A 17,712-nucleotide genomic window follows, 5' to 3' on the forward strand; every position below is an offset into this window, starting at 1 on the left:
TCCCATGTCACCTACAGCGCCTGCCCCTCCTCATCAAAAAACTGAAGCTTTTCAGGCGCAAAGTGCAGGCCGATCTTTGCTCCGGCCTTGATCTCGGTATCGCCACCAAGGCGGACGGTGACTTTCTCCTCGGTGCCGCAATCGACAATGACGAACATATCGGCACCGAGGTATTCGACCACCTCGACCAGCCCGTCGCTGTGGCCCGCGCCGGGTTCGACCACACTGATATGCTCCGGGCGAATGCCCAGCATCGTGGCCGTACCGGTGCGGTCGAAAGGTCCGCTGCCGCCGTTTTCCAGTTGGAACTGGTCACCTGACACGGTGCAGGGCAGGACGTTCATTTTCGGGCTGCCGATGAACTGTGCCACGAACAGGTTGGCGGGGCGCTCGTATAGCTCACGCGGCGTACCGACCTGCGCGATTTTGCCGAATTCCAGCACGACGATGCGGTCGGCCAGGGTCATCGCTTCGACCTGATCATGGGTCACATAGATCATGGTGCGATTGAGGCTCTGGTGCAGCTTGGCAATCTCATACCGCATCTCGACCCGCAAAGCGGCGTCGAGGTTGGACAGAGGCTCGTCGAACAGGAATGCGGTGGGGTCGCGCACGATCGAACGCCCGATCGCCACGCGCTGGCGCTGCCCACCGGACAGGTCCTTGGGGCGACGTTCCAGATAAGGTTCCAGCTTGAGCACTTCGGCGGCCTTGCCCACACGCTCGGTTATCTCGGCCTTCGGAACACCTGCCACCTTCAGCGAAAAGCCCATATTCTCGGCCACGGTCAGGTGGGGATAGAGCGCATAGGACTGGAACACCATCGTCAGCCCGCGCTTTGAGGGAGGGTGATCAGTGACGTCATTCCCGTTGATCAGAAGCGACCCGCGCGAGATATCCTCGAGCCCGCCGATCATCCGCAACAGGGTGGACTTGCCACAGCCCGAGGGGCCGACGAAGACGACAAACTCACCCTCTTCGATCTGCAGGTCGATGCCTTTGATCACCTGCACTTCGCCGAACCATTTTTCGACGGATTTGAGCTCGATGCTGCCCATCAGTTCCTCCCTGCCCAATGCAGCCAGACGGCGGCTGTCCAAGTGAACGAATTGCCCCCGGCCGGGCTGCCGGTGATCGGGTCGTAATATTCCGCAAAGCCGTGGCCCGCGATCAGACGCGCGGTTTTCAGGCGCAAGGTTTCGGCTTCGACACCGTGGCCCATTTCCGCCAGTCCGAACCCTATCAGCATGTTCATGAAAGCCCAGGTTGGCCCGCGCCAATACCGGCGCTCATCAAACTTGGGCATGTTCGGGTCATAGCTGGGGATCGGGTGCGGGACGGTGGTCAGCACAGTCTTCACACGGTCCAGCATCTGAGGGGCTTCAATCCCTCCAAACCAGCACAAATAGCTTGCGTTAGAGACACTTTCGGCCCATTCGCCAGTATGCGCATTGCGGGCATCAAAGGCAGCCAGCGGCTCATTCCACAGCGACCGTGCACCGGCCTCAAGCCGGACCACATCCGCGTCAAGACCCTCGGCTTCGATCCCCAGTTCCTCGCTTATCGCCAACAGATCACGGGCGGCGCGCAGTGTGGCGAAACTCATGGTCGGGTCGGCGACGCGGAACGGGTTGACCTCCAGCAGTTTCTGCTGATCCCAACCAACCTCGCGCCCGATCTTCACCAGTTTGATATAGCGATCATAGTCGTATTTGGTGGGCCGGTCGGCGCTGTTCACATGGCTGGTGTCGCGGCGCTGATACTCGCCCACATCCGAGGCATCGATCCCCGCCATCGCACCATCCCAGTCCGGCGCATTGTCGCGCCCGGCTTCCCAAGGATGGGTGGTGCAGACAGCGCCGTGCTCATCCAGACGCCACGCCATGAACCAGCGATGCCAGGCCAGCATGGCCGGGAACAGAGCACGAAGGCGCACCTCACCGGCCGCACGGTCCTTGTCCCAAACCCGCCGCGCCATAGTGGCGGCCAGCGGTGGCTGGGTGACGCCCGATGACGCAATCGGCCCGGTGCCGCCCCAGACATCCGGCCCGGGGAAATAGCCTGGATCGGGCTGATGAAACAGAATGTGGGGCACCATGCCGTTGTCCCACTGGCCCGAGAACAGCGTTTCAAGCTCGACCCAGGCGCGGTCAATATCGAATTCTGCAAAGCCCAGCGCTGCCACGGCACTGTCCCAGTTCCACTGATAGGGATAGAGGCCGCTGGTCGGGATCGTGTAACCACCCCGATCATTGGCAATCAGAATATTGCGGGCCGATTCACCCGGTGTTGTATAATAGTTCATCTCAGTCATCCTTTGACCGAGCCTGCGGTCAGGCCTTTGGTCATGAAACGTTCAAGCCCCAGGAACAGGGCCATGATCGGAACGGTGGCAATCACCGCACCGGCCATCAGGTGTTGGCGGGGAATTTCCGAGGAGTTCAGCATCGTGACGCCTCGGGTCAGGGTAAATTTCGACGGATCGTCCAGCAGCATGAAAGCCAGCAGGAATTCATTCCAGGCGATCATGAAGACATAGAGCGAGACCGACGCCAGCGCTGGCAGGCTGAGCGGCAGGGTGATTTTCCAGATCACCGCCAGCCGCGACAGGCCATCCATCAGACCGGCCTCTTCCACCTCGGTCGGCAGGCCGCGGAAATAGCCTTGCAGCATGTACAGCGCGACCGGGATCGTGGTGACCGGGTAGATCATGACGATGCCAAGGATCGAATTGCGCAGACCCGTCAGCGAGAACGCGATATAGATCGGCAGTGCCAGCACGATCATCGGCACCATGTAGATCAAAAGGATCGAGCGCGAGAACGCTTTTTGCCCCTGAAACCGGAATCGTGCCACTGCATAGGCACCCGGCACGCTGAACAGCAACGTGATGAACACCGTCAGGACCGAGACGTAGAAGGATGTCAACAGGTAGCTGCCGAAATTGAAATCGCGGAACAGCTCGGTATAGCTGCGGAACAAAGCCATGCCCTGGCTCAGATCGACCGAGAAATCCAGCGGGTTCTGCAGCAGTGCCTGCTGCGACTTCAGGCTGGTCATCACCATGACGTAGAACGGGATGACCACGATGGCGGTGAAGAAGATATAGCCGAAGCCGGTGCAGAAGCGGATCACCGCGTCCTCGTATTCGTGGCGGGTCAGCTCTGCAAACGGCAGGTCCTTGAGGATCGCGGCCAGTGACATATGCATTACCACGGCCACCGCGACCACAGTGACCAGCACCGATTGCAAGGTCGTTTCCGATCCGATCAGAACGGGGCCAAAGCCGGTCAGGCAAGACAAGCCCAGCAGGGCTGCCACTCCCAAACGCGAAGGCGCGCGGCGGGCCGCAAAACGGACATAGACCAGCCCGGCAACCGCGCCCCAGATCAGGCTTAGCAGAACTTGCGGTCGAAACGCCGCACCGGTGGCGAAGGACATGGTGACCGCGATGGTGGTGGCGATTACCAGCATCCAAAGCGCGCCCAAAACCGGGCCGGTGATGTATCCTTTGCGCATCACAGACCCTCCTCACGGCTGATAAACTTGAAGAAGACGAAACTGAAGGCGATCAGGCACATCAGGATTACGACGGCCACCGCAGCGCCTGCCCCGATGTTCGAGACCGCAAAAGCCTGTTCATAAACATTCACGGTCAGCGTGCGCGTGCCTGCATTGCCGCCGGTCAACAGGAAGATGTCGTCGAACTTGTTGAACGTCCAGATAAAGCGCAGCAGGAACAGCACCGACAGGATACCCAACAATTGCGGGATACTCAGCAGCCAGAATTTCTGGAACGGAGAGGCTCCGTCCATATCCGCCGCCTCATACATACTGGAGTCGATGGACTGCATCCGCGCAAGGATGAACAGGAAGGACAGCGGAAAATAGCGCCAGATTTCGAATACGGTGACCATGATCAGGGCTAAGGGCCGTTCCCCGAAGAAATTGATCGGCTCACTGCTCAGCCCCATCTGTACCAGCAGCGCATTGGCCGAACCCGAGAACGGGTCAAACAGCGTGACCCAGGTGAAGGCCACGGCGATCACCGGGGCCACATAAGGGAAAAGGTAGAGACCACGGATAAAGCCTTGCCCCTTGAAGCTCTTGTTCAACAGCAGCGCGGCAAACAGGCCCATCACCAGTGCGCCGATGGTGCCAAAGACGGTGTAGAACAGCGTCACCCACAACACGCCCCAGAATTCGGAACCGTCAAACACGCGGGCAAAGTTCTCAAGGCTGAATTCCAGATTGGTCAGCACACTCGGCCCGCTGCCGGTCACGCGGGGTTCAGACGCTTCGACCTGTTCTTCGAACGCGTCCGGATCGCCATCGAATTCAACCGGAATGCGGATACGCTCACGCTGACCGCCTTCCAAAGTGCCGAAATCGCAGAACAATTCCTGACCATTCAGAACACAGGGCGCGGCGACCTTCCCGGCGGTCACACCGTCGGGCAGCACATCACTCAGGGTCACGCCGTCGATGGCGAACTCCTGACTGGAGTTGCGCAGGCGGTATTCGATCCGCAGATCGTCGCCTGATCCGCGCAGGCTTTCACGCACGACCGGTGCGGGCGGGCGCAAGTCGGACAGGGTAAACGGTTTGAAGCTGATCCAGATGATCGCCAGCAAGGGCAGGATCACCACAAGAGACACGCTGATCACGGTCGGAGCCAGCAGCGCCCAGGCCAGACGCGCCTCGCGTTTGGCAAGAGCCCCGGTTCCGGTCGGTGGGGTGGCCGAAGACATGGGGTACCTCGAAGGGTTGTGCGCAGCGGCGCAGACGCCGCTGCAGGTGCTGGTTGATTACTGAACCTTGGCCAGTTCGTCGTTCATGGCCGCAACGGCGGCGGCGGCGTCGATTTCGTCATCGATATACTGACGCACGATCCGGTTGATGGCCTGAGAGTTGATCATCTTCGAGGCCAGCGACAGCTGCCCCTCGGCCACGCCCCAACGCTGTGCCACGTCCAGACCGCCAACGATCTCGTCGATCATCGCCTGCTCGTAAAGCTCGCCCAGCGGGGCCTTGCGATCCACGCCCACGGGCAGCTCAGCCCATGCATCGGCAAAGGCGGTCGGGTTATCTGCATTGCCGCGACGGACCGGGAATTTGCCCTCGGGCGCAATGGCCAGCGTCTGGGTATAACCCTGATCCATGGCGTATTTCACGAAATCCATTGCCGCGTCGGTATCCGCGTCGTTGGTGATACCAAAGTAACGCACGTCCCCCCAGGCCGCGCCATCAGGATTCGACGGGCCGGACAGTTTGGTGACAATACCGGTCTTGCCCGCCAGATCGCGCGAGGTCGGGTCGTCGGTGATGGTTGGCGGGGCGCTGTCGCGCAGACCTGCGAGCTCATCCAGAATGAAGGGCGACCAGATAATCATCGCGGCCTTGCCGTCAAAATACAATTCGCGCGATTGCTTCCAATAGAGCTCTCCCGGAGGCGAGGCCTTGGAAATCGCCTTGTAGAAATCCAGAACCTCGATGGTCTTGGCCTCATCCAGCGGTTTGAACCCATCGGGGCCAACCGGGCTGACGCCGTTGGCGAGGAAGACATGTTCCAGCACCTGGCTCATGAAGTTTTCGTCGACCTTGGTAGCCGAGACAAAGCCGTACATCTCCGGCGGGTTATGCAGGGCTTCAAGCGCGATCTGAATGTCGGCAAAGCTGTCGGGTGCGTCCAGACCGGCCTCATCGAACAGGTCCTTGCGGTAGACGACCATCTGGGTCCAGCCATCCACTGGTACCGACGCGGTTTCACCGTTGAAAGCAGCCATGGCCAACGCGCCAGGGGCAAAAGTGTCGGTGCCCAGTTCCTCGATCACTTCGGTGGCAGCTTCGGTGTCGAGAATGCCGGCTTCTGCCCAGGGCAGAGCGTATTGCAGCGTGTGATAAACTACATCCGGCAGATCACCAGCAGCAAACGCCGCTGTGGCGCGGGTGCCCAGGTCGCTTTCGGTGACGGGGATCACCTCGACCGTGGTGCCGGTTTCAGCCTTGAACTGATCGGCCATCTCCTGCTGTTTGGCCAGACGCTCGGGCTGTTCCTCGGTGGTCCAGAACCGGATTGTGTCAGCCTGCACGGACAGCGCAGTCAGCGCCAGCGCCAACGACGATCCAAGCATCAGCCTGGCGACTTTGGGTGTCAGTTTCATGTGTGGTCTCCTCCCGGTTAGTCTTTATTGAGCTGTGTGCGTTTTACCGCCAGTTCCGCTGATGTCAGATGCGGCGGCCCGTCCGATTCCCCTTCGACCAGAGTCGCCTCGGTCAACTCGCGCAGGGTGCCGGGCGCCTCACCCCGGATCTGCCGGATCAGCAAGGTTGCCAGCCGCTGCCCGGCCATGCGGGAATCAACGGCGAAAGTGGTCAGCGCGGGGCGGGCGTAGCGGCATTCCGGAATCCCGTCATAGCCGATCACCGCAATGTCACGGCCAATCTTGAATCCTCGATCCTGCGCGGCCGAACAGAACCCCAAAGCGGCCAGGTCGGTGGCAAACACAATCGCGGTCGGCGGCTGATCCAGTTGCATCAGCGCCATCGCCTGCGCGGCACCGTCTTCCCGCGTCCGGGCGCCTTCGCGGATCAAATCGGGGGCAAGCGGCAGACTTGCCTCGTGCAGACCCTCGGCATAGCCGTCGCGGCGCAGATGGCTGTAATTGAACTTGGGGTCGCTGCCGACATAGCCGATGCGCGTATGCCCGAACCCTGCCAGCCGCAGCACCGCCTTGCGCATGGCGGTTTCGCCCGCGATGTCAAACCACGAGGTTTCCTCCCACGTGTTCGACTGCCCGTACCCGGTTCGGCCATAAAGAATATGCGGCACTTCGAGGTTGCGCAAAAGCCCAACGCGCGCATCCTTGACCATCGTTCGCGGCAGGATGAAGCCGTCCGCTTTTCGTTCCTCGAACAGGCGGCTGAGCACTTTCAACGCGTCGCGCTCCGAGGTCGCCGTGGATATGGTCATCGTCCAATCAAGGTTGCTGGCGGCCTCACAGGCTCCGGCCAGAAAATCCTGCAGGAACGGGTTGTGCTGGTCGGGCTCTTCGCTGTTCAGCACCATCGCAATGGCGCGCACCTGTCCGGTTCGGATCGCCTGCGCATGGCTCAGCGGCCGGTAGCCCAGCTTGCGGGCGGCGGTCTCGACCCGCGTGCGCGTAACTTCGGAGATATCGGAATAGCCGTTCAGCGCCCGCGACACCGTGCTTTTCGACAGGCCCAGATGTGCCGCCAATTCGTCCAGCTTGACCCGGCCAGAGACCGAGGTGCGATTCGCGGATTCGAGCGATTGATATGATAGATTCGGAGCCATTTCTTACATTTGTTTGCTCCGAAACCGGTTTCGGCAACAAAAAAGTTAAAAAAAGTGCAAACTGGTCAATTTTTAGCGCCTATGCGGATTTCTTATTCCGTTGCTGCGACTTACCGAGGGGCCGAGTTCTTTAACTCTGTGTTTCGACCAGCATTTTCAAATTGGACAGTCCCCGTTCGTAGTCACCGCCCACCCATTCATCCATCATCAGCCCCATCCACCGCGCCATCGGATTCAGGCCCAAATCGGTGACAAAACCCCAGGTCACCTGCGTCTGATCACCCTCGGGCACCAGGGCGAACGACGCCAAAGCGGTACCCATCGACCCGAAATCCAGCGCCGTTCTGACCGTTTGATCGGGGACGCTTTCGATGATCTCCTGCGATCCGGTCCCGACCTGCGGATGCTCCGAGCTCCAGTTAAGGGTATTGCCCACCCCGGCCTCGGGGCCGCTGTATGTCAGTTGCGTTTCAGGATCGCGCTCCAGCCAGGGCGACCATTTCTCGGTCTCCTGCATTGAATTCACGTAAGGAAAGATGGCAGCGGGTGGGGCGTCGATAGTGATGCTGCGTGATACTTCGGCTTTTCCGGGCAACAGGTAGGAAACCCCTATCAGCAGCAAAACAAGCACAACCAGAGCCAGAAGAATGCGTTTGATGAATCGCATGATACGTCCCCGATCCAAACCCGGATAAGGCGACTATAGCAAAAAATCGCGCGGAATCAGAGGCCTGATCCCGCGCCTGTCAAAACTGCGGACTATTCCTACGGATCAGACGACCGCGAATTTCTTTTCCTTAGGGTCATAGCATTGCAGCCCGCCCTCACCGATATCGGTCCACAGCCCATGCAGGCTGAGCGAGCCGTCCTGCACCGCCGAGGACACAAACGGGAATGACATCAGGTTCTCGAGCGAGGCGACAACCGCCTGCCGTTCGAACTGCCGCGCCTGATCGACGCTGTCTTCGATATCGGCCACCAGCTCGTATTTCGGCTTCAGAATATCCATCCAGCGACCGACAAAGCTGTCTTTGGCTTCCAGTTGCGGGGCCTGGCCCTTGCACATGTCGATGCAACCCTGAACGCCACCGCATTGCGAATGGCCCAACACTATCAAGTGTGCCACCTTCAACGCAGTGACGGCGTATTCGATCGCGGCACTGGTACCGTGGTGATCACCATCCGGTGCGTAAGGCGGCACCAGATTGGCGATATTGCGGTGGATGAAGAAATCGCCCTGATCCGCCCCAAACATTGACGTCACATGAACACGGCTGTCGCAGCAAGAAATCACCATCGCGCGCGGACGCTGCCCTTCGGTCGCCAGGCGGCGGTACCAGACCTGGTTTTCGGAATAGGTAGTGGCTTTCCAACCGTGGTACCGTTTGACCAAATAGCCCGGCAGGGGTTTCGCTAAATCCATTCTTCTGTCCATTTTCGAGTTCCTGAAGGCTGCTCTACCCGGAATTCGCAGAAAATTCGAGCCATTATCCTGCGCGGATGCAAGGTTTTGCAAAGGAAGTCACCCTCAAAGTCGGTCTATGCCGTGGGGGCGAAAAGAATTGGGGTGAATGTGGTGGATAAGATACTCACGCTTGAACACAAGGAAACCGTCCGGCTGGATCCGGACCAACTGAACGGATTGTACCGGCAACTGGGGGACAAGAACGCGCTGGACGTGCTGTGCCGCACTGTGGAGGAACTAGCCGTACGCCTGTCGAACTGCGAACGGTTCTGGCGGCAGCGCGACTGGGCGGGGCTTCGCAAATGCGCGCGGTCACTGGTCGCGATTGCGGACCAGATCGGCATGGTCGCGCTGGCCCGCGTCGCCGGGGATGTGGCGCAGACCGTCGACAAGGGCGATGCGGTGGCTACCGGAGCCACCCTGTCGCGGCTGATCCGGGTCGGAGAAAAATCGCTGACCGTGATCTGGGATCAGCAGGATCTTTCCGTCTGACGGGGCTTGCGGACAAGCCGCAGGCGGATAGGCTGGGCGCAAACCGAACCAGTCGAGATTTCCATGACCCTGTCCTTTGCTTCGCCCTCTGACCCCTCGCTGCCGCTGCATGTCGTCGCGCAACCCGATCTGGACGATTGGCTGCTCGACCAGCCGGATCGCGTGTCGAACTGGGTGCAGGCCGGCGGCTTTACCGGCGCACTGGGACAGGCCGCGCTGATCCCCGGTTCGGACGGCGCGCCTGAATTCGCTTTGGCGGGCTATGGCAATGCCGCAGGCCGCGCGCGTAAACGGTTTCCCTTGGCCGCCGCAGCCGAATCCCTGCCCAAAGGCACCTATCACATCGCCTCGGGCGTGCCCGTGGGTGCGTTGGGCACCGAATGTCTGGGCTGGCTGTTGTCCGGCTATGCGTTTGATCGCTACGCCGCGCAATCTCCGGCCAAGGCCCGTCTGGTTGCGCCCGAAGGAATTGATGCCGTGCGGATTGAGGTTCTGGCGCAGTCCGAGGCCCTGACCCGCGATCTGGTCAACACGCCCACCTCAGATATGGGACCGGACCAGTTGCAAGCCACTGCCGAGGCACTGGCGCAGGAGTTCGGTGCCTCGTGCGAGGTGATCAAGGGGCAGGCTTTGCTGGAGCAGAACTTTCCGATGATCCACGCCGTCGGTCGCGCCGCCGCGCAAGAGCCCCGCCTGATCGAGATGAATTGGGGCAGTTCCGGCCCCAAACTAACGCTGGTCGGCAAAGGCGTGTGTTTTGACACCGGAGGGCTGAACCTCAAGCCCGGCAACTCGATGGCGCTGATGAAGAAAGACATGGGCGGATCGGCAAATGTTCTGGGTTTGGCGCGAATGATCATGGCTCTGAAACTGCCGGTCCAAATGCGCGTGCTGATACCGGCGGTTGAAAACTCGGTGGCTGGAAACGCGTTTCGCCCGGGCGACATCCTGACCTCGCGCAAGGGTCTGACGGTCGAGATCAACAACACCGATGCCGAGGGGCGGCTGGTGCTGGCCGATGCACTGGCGCTGGCGAATGAGGGCAATCCGGATCTGGTGATCTCGATGGCCACGCTGACCGGCGCGGCGCGGGTGGCCGTCGGCGCTGATCTGGCACCGTTTTACACCGATGACGACAATGCCGCCGAAACACTGGTGCGGGTCGGGCAACAGGCCGCCGATCCGGTCTGGCGGATGCCCTTCCACGAGCCCTATGAGGCGATGATCGAACCGGGTATCGCCGATCTGGACAATGCGCCCTCGGGCGGGTTTGCAGGATCGATCACCGCCGCGCTGTTCCTGCGACGCTTTGTCGGCGACTGCCGCTATATGCATTTCGACATCTATTCCTGGCAATCCAGCAAAGCGCCGGGCCGCAGCAAGGGCGGCCTCGGCCAAGGCCCACGGGCGCTGCTGGCCGCCCTGCCCGAGATTCTGGACCTATGACCAAGCAGCGCATCATAAACCCCGTGGTCGACCTGCTGCGCCACCCCGATGGCCCCCGCGACCGGCAGGTGTTGTTTGGCGACGCCGTAACCGTGACCGAAACCCAAGGCGGCTGGAGCCGGGTCATCGCGGAAAAGGACAGTTACTCCGGCTGGGTGGCCTCGGACCAGTTGGGGGCACCGGTTGCCGATACCCACTGGATCACCGCCCCCGCAACCCATGCCTATGCAGAGCCGGATATGAAAAGCCCCGACCAGGTTTCGCTGAGTTTCGGTAGCAGGGTTCAGGTTCTGTCGGAACAGAACCGGTTTCTGGAAACCGAGCTGGGTTTCATCCCTGCCGTGCACGCCAAGCTCAATGCTACTCACCTGACTGATCCGGTCGCAGTGGCCGAGCTGTTTCTCGGCACACCCTATCTGTGGGGTGGCAACAGCCGGTTCGGGCTGGATTGTTCGGGTCTGGTGCAGGCCGGGCTATTGGCTTGCGGCATCCCCTGCCCCGGCGACAGCGGTGATCAGGAACGGGAACTGGGCGAGTCCCTGTCCGCAGGGACGGAACCGAAACACGGCGATCTGCTGTTCTGGAAGGGCCATGTCGCCTGGGTCTATGGTGAAAACATGCTGCTGCACGCCAATGCCTATCACATGGATGTGACATTCGAGCCGATGGATCAGGCAATCACCCGCATTCTAGACCAGGGCGACGGGCCTGTTACATCCCACAAAAGGCTCTAATCAAGGTCAACCGAGCGGATCAGCTTGCGTTCCAGCACTCGCAACACGGTGCGCAGGTCGTGGCCGCGCTTCAGGATGCGGCCATCCATGCCAATCACTGAATACATCCCCTGCCTTTGCCGCAGGCGCGGGTGTTTCTCGACCCGGTAAATCGGATGCTCGGTCGTGCGTCTAAAAATGGAAAACACCGCCATGTCTCGAAGGTTGGAAATTCCGTAATCGCGCATTTCTCCGGCGGCGACCATCCGGCCATAGACGGACAGGATATGGGACATCTCGTGCCGGTTAAACGCGACGGGCATCTGTGCCGAGTTAGCAGAAAACCGGCTGGGAGGCTGCATGTTCATACCCTCAGCCTTGCCGGAAAATGCGTTTGAATCAAGCCCGAGCACAACAAGGTGTGGTTTTTTGGTCAATCGTGACCTAGCGCCGCCCGACCTGACGACAAATCAGAATCACCGGCAACAACCCCACCGCAAGGATGACCAGAGAAGGCACGGCCGCCCCCTCGAGTCGTTCGTCCGAGGCCAGCCGATAGGCCTGCACCGCCAGCGTGTCAAAGTTGAAAGGGCGCATGATCAGGGTCGCTGGAAGTTCTTTCATCACGTCGACAAAGACGATCAGCAGCGCCGTCAGCAACGATGGCGTCAGGATCGGCAAATGCACCCGGCGCAACGTGCCCAGCGGTGTCTGCCCCAAGGACCGCGCGGCCGCGTCCATATTTGCGTGAACGGTGCTTTGCCCGCCCTCATAGGCGCTGAGCGCTGCGGCCAGAAAACGCACCATATAGGCAGAGATCAGCAGCCAGATCGAACCGGTCACCAGCAACCCGGTCGAGATATCGAAAGTCTGCCGCATCCACGCATCCAGCGCGTTGTCGAAGCTGGCAAATGGCACCATCAGGCCCACGGCGATCACCCCGCCCGGCACCGCATATCCCAGCCTTGCCAGATAACCCGCGGTGGCCGATCCCCGACCCGGACGCAGGCGTTGAAAGAAGCCTACGCAGATCGCGGCAAACACAGTGACCACCGCCGCTGTACCCGCAAGCGTAAGTGAGTTCTGGATGAAACCGATATAACGGCGCGACAGCAGGTTCTGTTCCGACTGAAGACCCATCTGGATCAGGATGAAGACCGGCAGCAAAAAGCCCAGAAAAACCGGAACGGCGCAGAGCGTGAAGGCCGCCGCAGATTGCCAGCCTTTCAGTTGCGCCGAAGGCAGCGACGCATGGCTTTTACCCGCCTGATAGTATTTCGCCCGGCCCCGCTGTATCCGCTCGGCCATCGCCATGACCAGCGCGAACCCTAACAGGCACAGGGCAAGCTGCGCAGCGGCGGCGCGGTCTCCGATCGAGAACCAACTAGTGTAAATACCCGTGGCAAAGGTTTGGACGCCGAAATAGGCCACCGTACCGAAGTCGGCGATGGTCTCCATGATGGCCAGCAGGACACCCCCTGCAATCGCCGGGCGCGCCATCGGCAGTGAGACGTGCCAGAAAGCCAGCCACGGGCTTTTGCCCAGTGCGCGGGCAGCCAGAAAGGCAGTGGCGCTTTGCTGCAGAAACGCGGCACGGGCCAGCAAATAGACATAGGGGTACAGCACGAGGATCAGCATCACCGCCGCGCCCTCGGTCGAGCGGATCTCGGGGAACCAATAGTCGCGCGGCCCCCAACCCGTCAGGTCGCGCAAGGTGGTCTGGACGATGCCGGGATGATCCAGAATGAAGGTATAGGCATAGGCCAGAACATAGGCCGGAAACGCCAGAGGCAGGACCAGCGCGATCTCAAGGAAGCGCACACCGGGAAAACGACACATCGTCACCAACCACGCCGCGCCCACGCCGATGGAAAAGGTGCCCGCGGCAACCAGAACCACCAGGATCACCGTCGTCAGCGCATAGCGGGGCAGAACCGTGTCCAGCAGATGCGAGATCGTGTCCGTCCCACCCGTCACCGCCGCCAGAACAACCGCCACCATCGGCAACAGACAGGCGGCCGCCACCAGACAGGCCACCGTGCCAACCAGCCGGGTGCCAAACACGCCCCTATGGCGTGTTCCGTGTTCTGAAAATTCGATTTCGGCCATGCGGGTTCTTTGCTTGGTGTTGGATTGCCTTTTCGACTAAATTTGTCGGAATTTCCAGCACCAATAAATTTCCAGCACCAATATACAGACACCGAGCCTCAATAAGATCAAACCGTGGCTTGGACATTCGTAGGAATTCCAGACTTGCCGCGATCATTGGGATCAGCTCCAACTCATTCAAAGGCTCAAAGTTGGGAATTCGATGAAAATCAAAGTGCTTCTCTTTTTGTCACTTGTTGCCTTCCAATGCTCGTCGGCACGTGCGGATACGAGTGATGACGTAGAGTTTGCTGCGAAATGTCTGGAAACGGGCAAAACCGAATTGGAAAACTCAAAGCTGAACTGGAAGGAAATCAGATTTCTGGAAGAGCTGGATTATTGTCTGCTTTCAGTGGCCGAAAAATTGTCAAACCCCGACAAACTGATGGGCTGGATGGCTGCAAACGGGTTCCGCGTACTAGATCCGATTGCTCAAACCAATGTTGTAATGAGGTTATACGATTACGACGGAAAAGGGGTTATTATTGGCGGATTGATCCCGAAGGACGAGCTTCAATGGAGTATGCACCCCATCCACTCGTTTTTGGCTTACAGCCTGTATTCAGGTATCGTGCTGCAAAATGATGGCATTCCAGTGCGTGTGAACAGTGTCTTGAATCGCAAATGATAAACCGCGCCAACAACGTATCTTTTGATGTTGGCGAGCGGCACAAAATACACCGCCCTCGGATTTTTCATTCGTAAACCCGCTGATCCTCGATCACCAAACCGTCCTTGGGCAGCGATCCGGGGGCCACCACCTCGATCGCGCCTTTCAGCTTCAACACTTCGACCACCGATTTGGCATAGGCCGCATCGTCGTCGCGGGGGCTTTCGATCTGAACGGTCATGGTGTCCATCTCGCCCTGACGGGCGGCGATAACGCGGGCCTTGACGATCTCTTCATGCTTGTCGACCAGCGCGGCCACCTGCTCGGGGCGCACGAACATGCCTTTGATCTTGGTGGTCTGATCGGCCCGACCCATCCAGCCCTTGATCCGCAGATTAGTGCGGCCACAGGGGGATACCCCCGGCATAATCGCTGACAGATCACCGGTGGCAAACCGGATCAGCGGATAGTCGGGGTTCAGCGAGGTCACCACGACCTCACCCACCTCACCCTCGGCAACGGGGGTTCCGGTACCCGGTGTTACGATCTCGACTATGACATGCTCGTCGATAATCATCCCCTCCATCGCGGGGCTTTCATAGGCGATATTGCCAAGATCGGCGGTGGCATAGCACTGCAGGCAGGAAATGCCGCGGTCGGCATATTCCTGACGCAAGGACGGGAACAGCGCGCCGCCGCCTACAACGGCTGCGTTGAAGCCCAACGTCACGCCCATTTCATCCGCCTTGTCCAGAATGACCTTCAGATAATCCGGGGTTCCCGCATAAGCAGTGCAGCCTACGTCGCGCGCGGCAGTCACCTGCAGCTCGGTCTGGCCGGTGCCGGCGGGCAGCACTGCTGCCCCCACAGCCCGCGCGCCGCTTTCAAAGATCATGCCCGCAGGGGTCAGGTGGTAACCAAAGCAGTTCTGCAGGATATCGCCCGGACCTACGCCCGCCGCATGCAGGAACCGCCCCATGCGCCACCAATCGGGGTCGGTGCTGCCGGGTTCGTAAATCGGGCCGGGGGATTGAAACACATGGTGGAAATGCCGCGCCGGTTTGACGGTAAACCCGCCAAACGGAGGCCGCGACGCCTGCGCTTGCGCCAGATCGGATTTACGCAAAACCGGCAACTTTACCAGATCCGCAACCGAGGCGACGGCATCGGTGTCGGCCTCGGCCAGATGCGCCTCGAACCCCGGCGCGGACAAGGCCCGCTGAAGCTGTACGCGCAGGGCCTGCGCCTGATCGGAGGCACGTTGGTCGGCTGAACGGGTCTCGAGCGCGTCGTAGTAATTGGTCATGACCATATCCTCCATCCGCTTACAACCACCTCTTGCGGCGGCGATATGAGCGTACGTCGCGGAAGCTTTTGCGCCCCTCATCCGACATGCCCAGATAGAATTCCTTTACGTCCGGGTTTTCACGCAGATCGGCCGCCGGTCCATCCATCACCACGCGGCCTGATTCCAGAATGTACCCGTAATGGGCAAACCGCAGCGCCACGTTTGTGTTCTGTTCAGCCAGCAGGAAGGACACGCCTTCTTTCTCGTTCAGATCCTTCACGATACCGAAAATCTCTTCGACCAGCTGCGGCGCCAGACCCATCGAGGGCTCGTCCAGCAGGATCGTTTCGGGGCGCGACATCAGGGCCCGGCCCATCGCCACCATCTGCTGTTCACCGCCCGAGGTATAACCTGCCTGGCTTCGGCGGCGTTCCTTGAGGCGGGGGAAATAGGTATAAACCAGATCAAGGTCCTGCTGGATCGCCGCTTTCCCGTCCTTACGGGTATAGGCACCAGTCAGCAGGTTTTCTTCGACCGTCAGATGCTCGAAACAATGGCGACCCTCCATCACCTGGATGACGCCCTTTTCCACCAGATCAGCCGGGTCACTTTCATGCACGCTGGTTCCGCGATATTTGATCGAGCCCTTGGTGACCTCGCCGCGTTCCGATTGCAGCAGGTTCGACACCGCCTTGAGCGTCGTGGTCTTGCCCGCCCCGTTGCCGCCGAGCAGGGCGGTAATGCCCCCTTTGGGCACGGTCAGGCTGACACCCTTCAGAACCAGGATGACGTGGTTGTAGATCACCTCGATGTTGTTCACCTCAAGCAGGGTTTCTGCCTGAACTTCGGTGTTTTGAGCCGCATCCAGCATCTGCGCGTGTCCTTGTGCGAGTGTGGGGTTCGGGGCGGCAGTTCACCGCCGCCCCGGTGTTTAAAAGCGCCTTAGTTGCAGCGCGAGTCGATGTTGTTTTCCGCTGCGTAAGCCGCAGAATCTTCGTCTATCAGCGCGCCGATCACTTCACCGTCGGTCGGCTTGAAGTCAGAAACAACATTCCACGTTTGTGCAGATGCATCCCATTGCGTGACACCAACCAGACCGGGGCCACCGTGGTTTTCACAACTGACATCGAATGTCGGGCCAAAGCCGCTCATTCCAAGCTCGGCCATTCTATCCTCGGTGATGCTGAGTGCTTCCATTCCATCGCGCATCATGACAGGCGTGATATCGGCGACGCCGTGAATTTCCTGCGCTGTCCGGATGGCTTCGGCCGCCAACATCGCGGCGTAGACCGCGCGGTTGTACTGAACAGTACCTACCTTGTCACCGGCGCCAGCCGCCTTACCTGTTTCGTGGACGTATTTCTTGATGTCGTCGAAAACAGGAAAATCATCGCCCGTTGCGGTAAAGGCCAGCGCTTTATACCCGTTGGACGCCTCACCCGAAGGGATAACGTCCGGTTCCGCGCCAGACCACCAGATACCGATCATGTTCTCCATCGGGAAGCGGATATTCGCAGCTTCCTGAATGGCAACCTGGTTCATAACGCCCCAACCCCAGAGAATGACGTAATCAGGTCGATCACGACGAATTTGCAGCCATTGCGACTTCTGTTCCTGACCGGGGGAATCGACGGGCAGCAGGGCAAGCTCGTAGCCGTGCTTTTTGGACAGTTCTTCCAGCGTGCGGATCGGTTCCTTGCCGTAAGCCGAGTTGTGATAAACCAGCGCGACTTTCTTGCCGCTAAGATCGCCGCCGTTTTCCTCCAGCAGATGATTGATCGCGCCGGATGCTCCGTTCCAGTAATTGGCGGGGTAGTTAAAGACCCACTCAAAGACCTTGCCATTGGCGGCCGATGTCCGGCCGTAGCCCATTGTGTGCAACGGAATGCCATCCGCCGAAACCTTTGGAATCAACTGATACGTGATGCCGGTGGACAGTGGCTGATACACCAGTGAACCTTCGTTCTTTGTGGCTTCGTAACACTCGACGCCCTTTTCGGTCGTGTATCCGGTTTCGCATTCAACCATGCGGATTGGAACGCCGCCGATGCCACCATCGCGTTCATTGAGCATCGTGAAATAGTCGTTGTAGCCATCCGAGAACGGAATGCCGCCAGCGGCAAATGGACCAGTACGATAGCTCAGATCGGGGATCACAAGATCCGCCAGAGCCGGCCCTGCGGCCATCAGGGCGCCAAGCGCCGCGGTTGCCAGTTTCAATTTCATCGGGTG

17 protein-coding genes are annotated in these 17,712 nt (G+C 59.8%); 4 read left to right on the forward strand and 13 right to left on the reverse strand.

The window, feature by feature from the left end; translation table 11 throughout:
• Nucleotides 1-11 precede the first annotated feature (11 nt).
• The 8 genes from ACR0IK_RS09900 to ACR0IK_RS09935 all read right to left on the reverse strand — a co-directional run bounded on the left by ACR0IK_RS09900 (nt 12) and on the right by ACR0IK_RS09935 (nt 8,741).
• Nucleotides 12-1,058, reverse strand: a complete 1,047-nt coding sequence (locus tag ACR0IK_RS09900; protein WP_480641358.1) for an ABC transporter ATP-binding protein — start codon at nt 1,056-1,058, stop codon at nt 12-14.
• Nucleotides 1,058-2,305: an MGH1-like glycoside hydrolase domain-containing protein gene (locus tag ACR0IK_RS09905; protein WP_480641359.1), complete on the reverse strand. Its 1,248-nt coding sequence runs from the start codon at nt 2,303-2,305 to the stop codon at nt 1,058-1,060. Before ACR0IK_RS09905 ends, ACR0IK_RS09900 begins: the two co-directional genes overlap by 1 nt.
• A 5-nt stretch (nt 2,306-2,310) precedes the next feature.
• Nucleotides 2,311-3,519 carry a carbohydrate ABC transporter permease gene (locus tag ACR0IK_RS09910; RefSeq protein WP_480591773.1) on the reverse strand — a complete coding sequence of 403 codons (1,209 nt, stop codon included), beginning with the start codon at nt 3,517-3,519 and terminating at the stop codon, nt 2,311-2,313.
• Complete coding sequence (locus ACR0IK_RS09915; RefSeq protein ID WP_480641360.1) at nt 3,519-4,751, reverse strand: carbohydrate ABC transporter permease; 1,233 nt, start codon at nt 4,749-4,751, stop codon at nt 3,519-3,521. Before ACR0IK_RS09915 ends, ACR0IK_RS09910 begins: the two co-directional genes overlap by 1 nt.
• Nucleotides 4,752-4,808: 57 nt before the next feature.
• Nucleotides 4,809-6,164, reverse strand: a complete 1,356-nt coding sequence (locus tag ACR0IK_RS09920; protein WP_480641361.1) for an ABC transporter substrate-binding protein — start codon at nt 6,162-6,164, stop codon at nt 4,809-4,811.
• 17 nt (nt 6,165-6,181) lie between these two features.
• Nucleotides 6,182-7,318, reverse strand: a complete 1,137-nt coding sequence (locus tag ACR0IK_RS09925; RefSeq protein WP_480641362.1) for a LacI family DNA-binding transcriptional regulator — start codon at nt 7,316-7,318, stop codon at nt 6,182-6,184.
• Nucleotides 7,319-7,448: 130 nt separating this feature from the next.
• Entirely contained in the window at nt 7,449-7,985 is a 537-nt protein-coding gene (locus tag ACR0IK_RS09930) for an SRPBCC family protein (RefSeq protein WP_480641363.1), read from the reverse strand.
• A gap of 105 nt (nt 7,986-8,090) precedes the next feature.
• Nucleotides 8,091-8,741: a carbonic anhydrase gene (locus tag ACR0IK_RS09935; protein WP_480641364.1), complete on the reverse strand. Its 651-nt coding sequence runs from the start codon at nt 8,739-8,741 to the stop codon at nt 8,091-8,093.
• 144 nt (nt 8,742-8,885) lie between these two features.
• On the opposite strand from ACR0IK_RS09935, the gene ACR0IK_RS09940 reads away from it, so the two are divergent.
• The 3 genes from ACR0IK_RS09940 (at nt 8,886) to ACR0IK_RS09950 (ending at nt 11,455) form a co-directional block, all read left to right on the forward strand.
• On the forward strand, nt 8,886-9,275 hold the full coding sequence (locus ACR0IK_RS09940; RefSeq protein ID WP_480641485.1) for a hypothetical protein: 390 nt from the start codon (nt 8,886-8,888) through the stop codon (nt 9,273-9,275).
• Between the two features lie 63 nt (nt 9,276-9,338).
• Nucleotides 9,339-10,721 (forward strand): leucyl aminopeptidase family protein, encoded by a 1,383-nt coding sequence (locus tag ACR0IK_RS09945; RefSeq protein ID WP_480641365.1) that lies wholly within the window; start codon nt 9,339-9,341, stop codon nt 10,719-10,721.
• On the forward strand, nt 10,718-11,455 hold the full coding sequence (locus ACR0IK_RS09950; RefSeq protein WP_480591797.1) for a C40 family peptidase: 738 nt from the start codon (nt 10,718-10,720) through the stop codon (nt 11,453-11,455). Before ACR0IK_RS09945 ends, ACR0IK_RS09950 begins: the two co-directional genes overlap by 4 nt.
• Here the strand turns inward: ACR0IK_RS09950 and ACR0IK_RS09955 are convergent.
• Both ACR0IK_RS09955 and ACR0IK_RS09960 read right to left on the reverse strand, forming a co-directional pair.
• Nucleotides 11,452-11,802, reverse strand: a complete 351-nt coding sequence (locus ACR0IK_RS09955; RefSeq protein ID WP_480591800.1) for a DUF2794 domain-containing protein — start codon at nt 11,800-11,802, stop codon at nt 11,452-11,454. The genes ACR0IK_RS09950 and ACR0IK_RS09955 overlap by 4 nt on opposite strands.
• Nucleotides 11,803-11,878: 76 nt before the next feature.
• Nucleotides 11,879-13,543, reverse strand: coding sequence for an ABC transporter permease (locus ACR0IK_RS09960; protein WP_480591803.1), 1,665 nt, complete (start codon nt 13,541-13,543; stop codon nt 11,879-11,881).
• A gap of 202 nt (nt 13,544-13,745) precedes the next feature.
• On the opposite strand from ACR0IK_RS09960, the gene ACR0IK_RS09965 reads away from it, so the two are divergent.
• On the forward strand, nt 13,746-14,210 hold the full coding sequence (locus ACR0IK_RS09965; RefSeq protein ID WP_480641366.1) for a hypothetical protein: 465 nt from the start codon (nt 13,746-13,748) through the stop codon (nt 14,208-14,210).
• Nucleotides 14,211-14,277: 67 nt separating this feature from the next.
• On the opposite strand, the gene ACR0IK_RS09970 is transcribed toward ACR0IK_RS09965, so the two are convergent.
• The 3 genes from ACR0IK_RS09970 to ACR0IK_RS09980 form a co-directional block, all read right to left on the reverse strand.
• Nucleotides 14,278-15,498, reverse strand: coding sequence for a phenylacetate--CoA ligase family protein (locus tag ACR0IK_RS09970; RefSeq protein ID WP_480641367.1), 1,221 nt, complete (start codon nt 15,496-15,498; stop codon nt 14,278-14,280).
• A gap of 19 nt (nt 15,499-15,517) precedes the next feature.
• On the reverse strand, nt 15,518-16,351 hold the full coding sequence (locus ACR0IK_RS09975; RefSeq protein WP_480591809.1) for an ABC transporter ATP-binding protein: 834 nt from the start codon (nt 16,349-16,351) through the stop codon (nt 15,518-15,520).
• Between the two features lie 71 nt (nt 16,352-16,422).
• A complete protein-coding gene (locus tag ACR0IK_RS09980) occupies nt 16,423-17,706 on the reverse strand; it encodes an ABC transporter substrate-binding protein (RefSeq protein WP_480591812.1) in 1,284 nt (427 codons plus the stop codon).
• Nucleotides 17,707-17,712: the final 6 nt, after the last annotated feature.

It is taken from the genome of Ruegeria sp. BF7, from assembly GCF_056538605.1.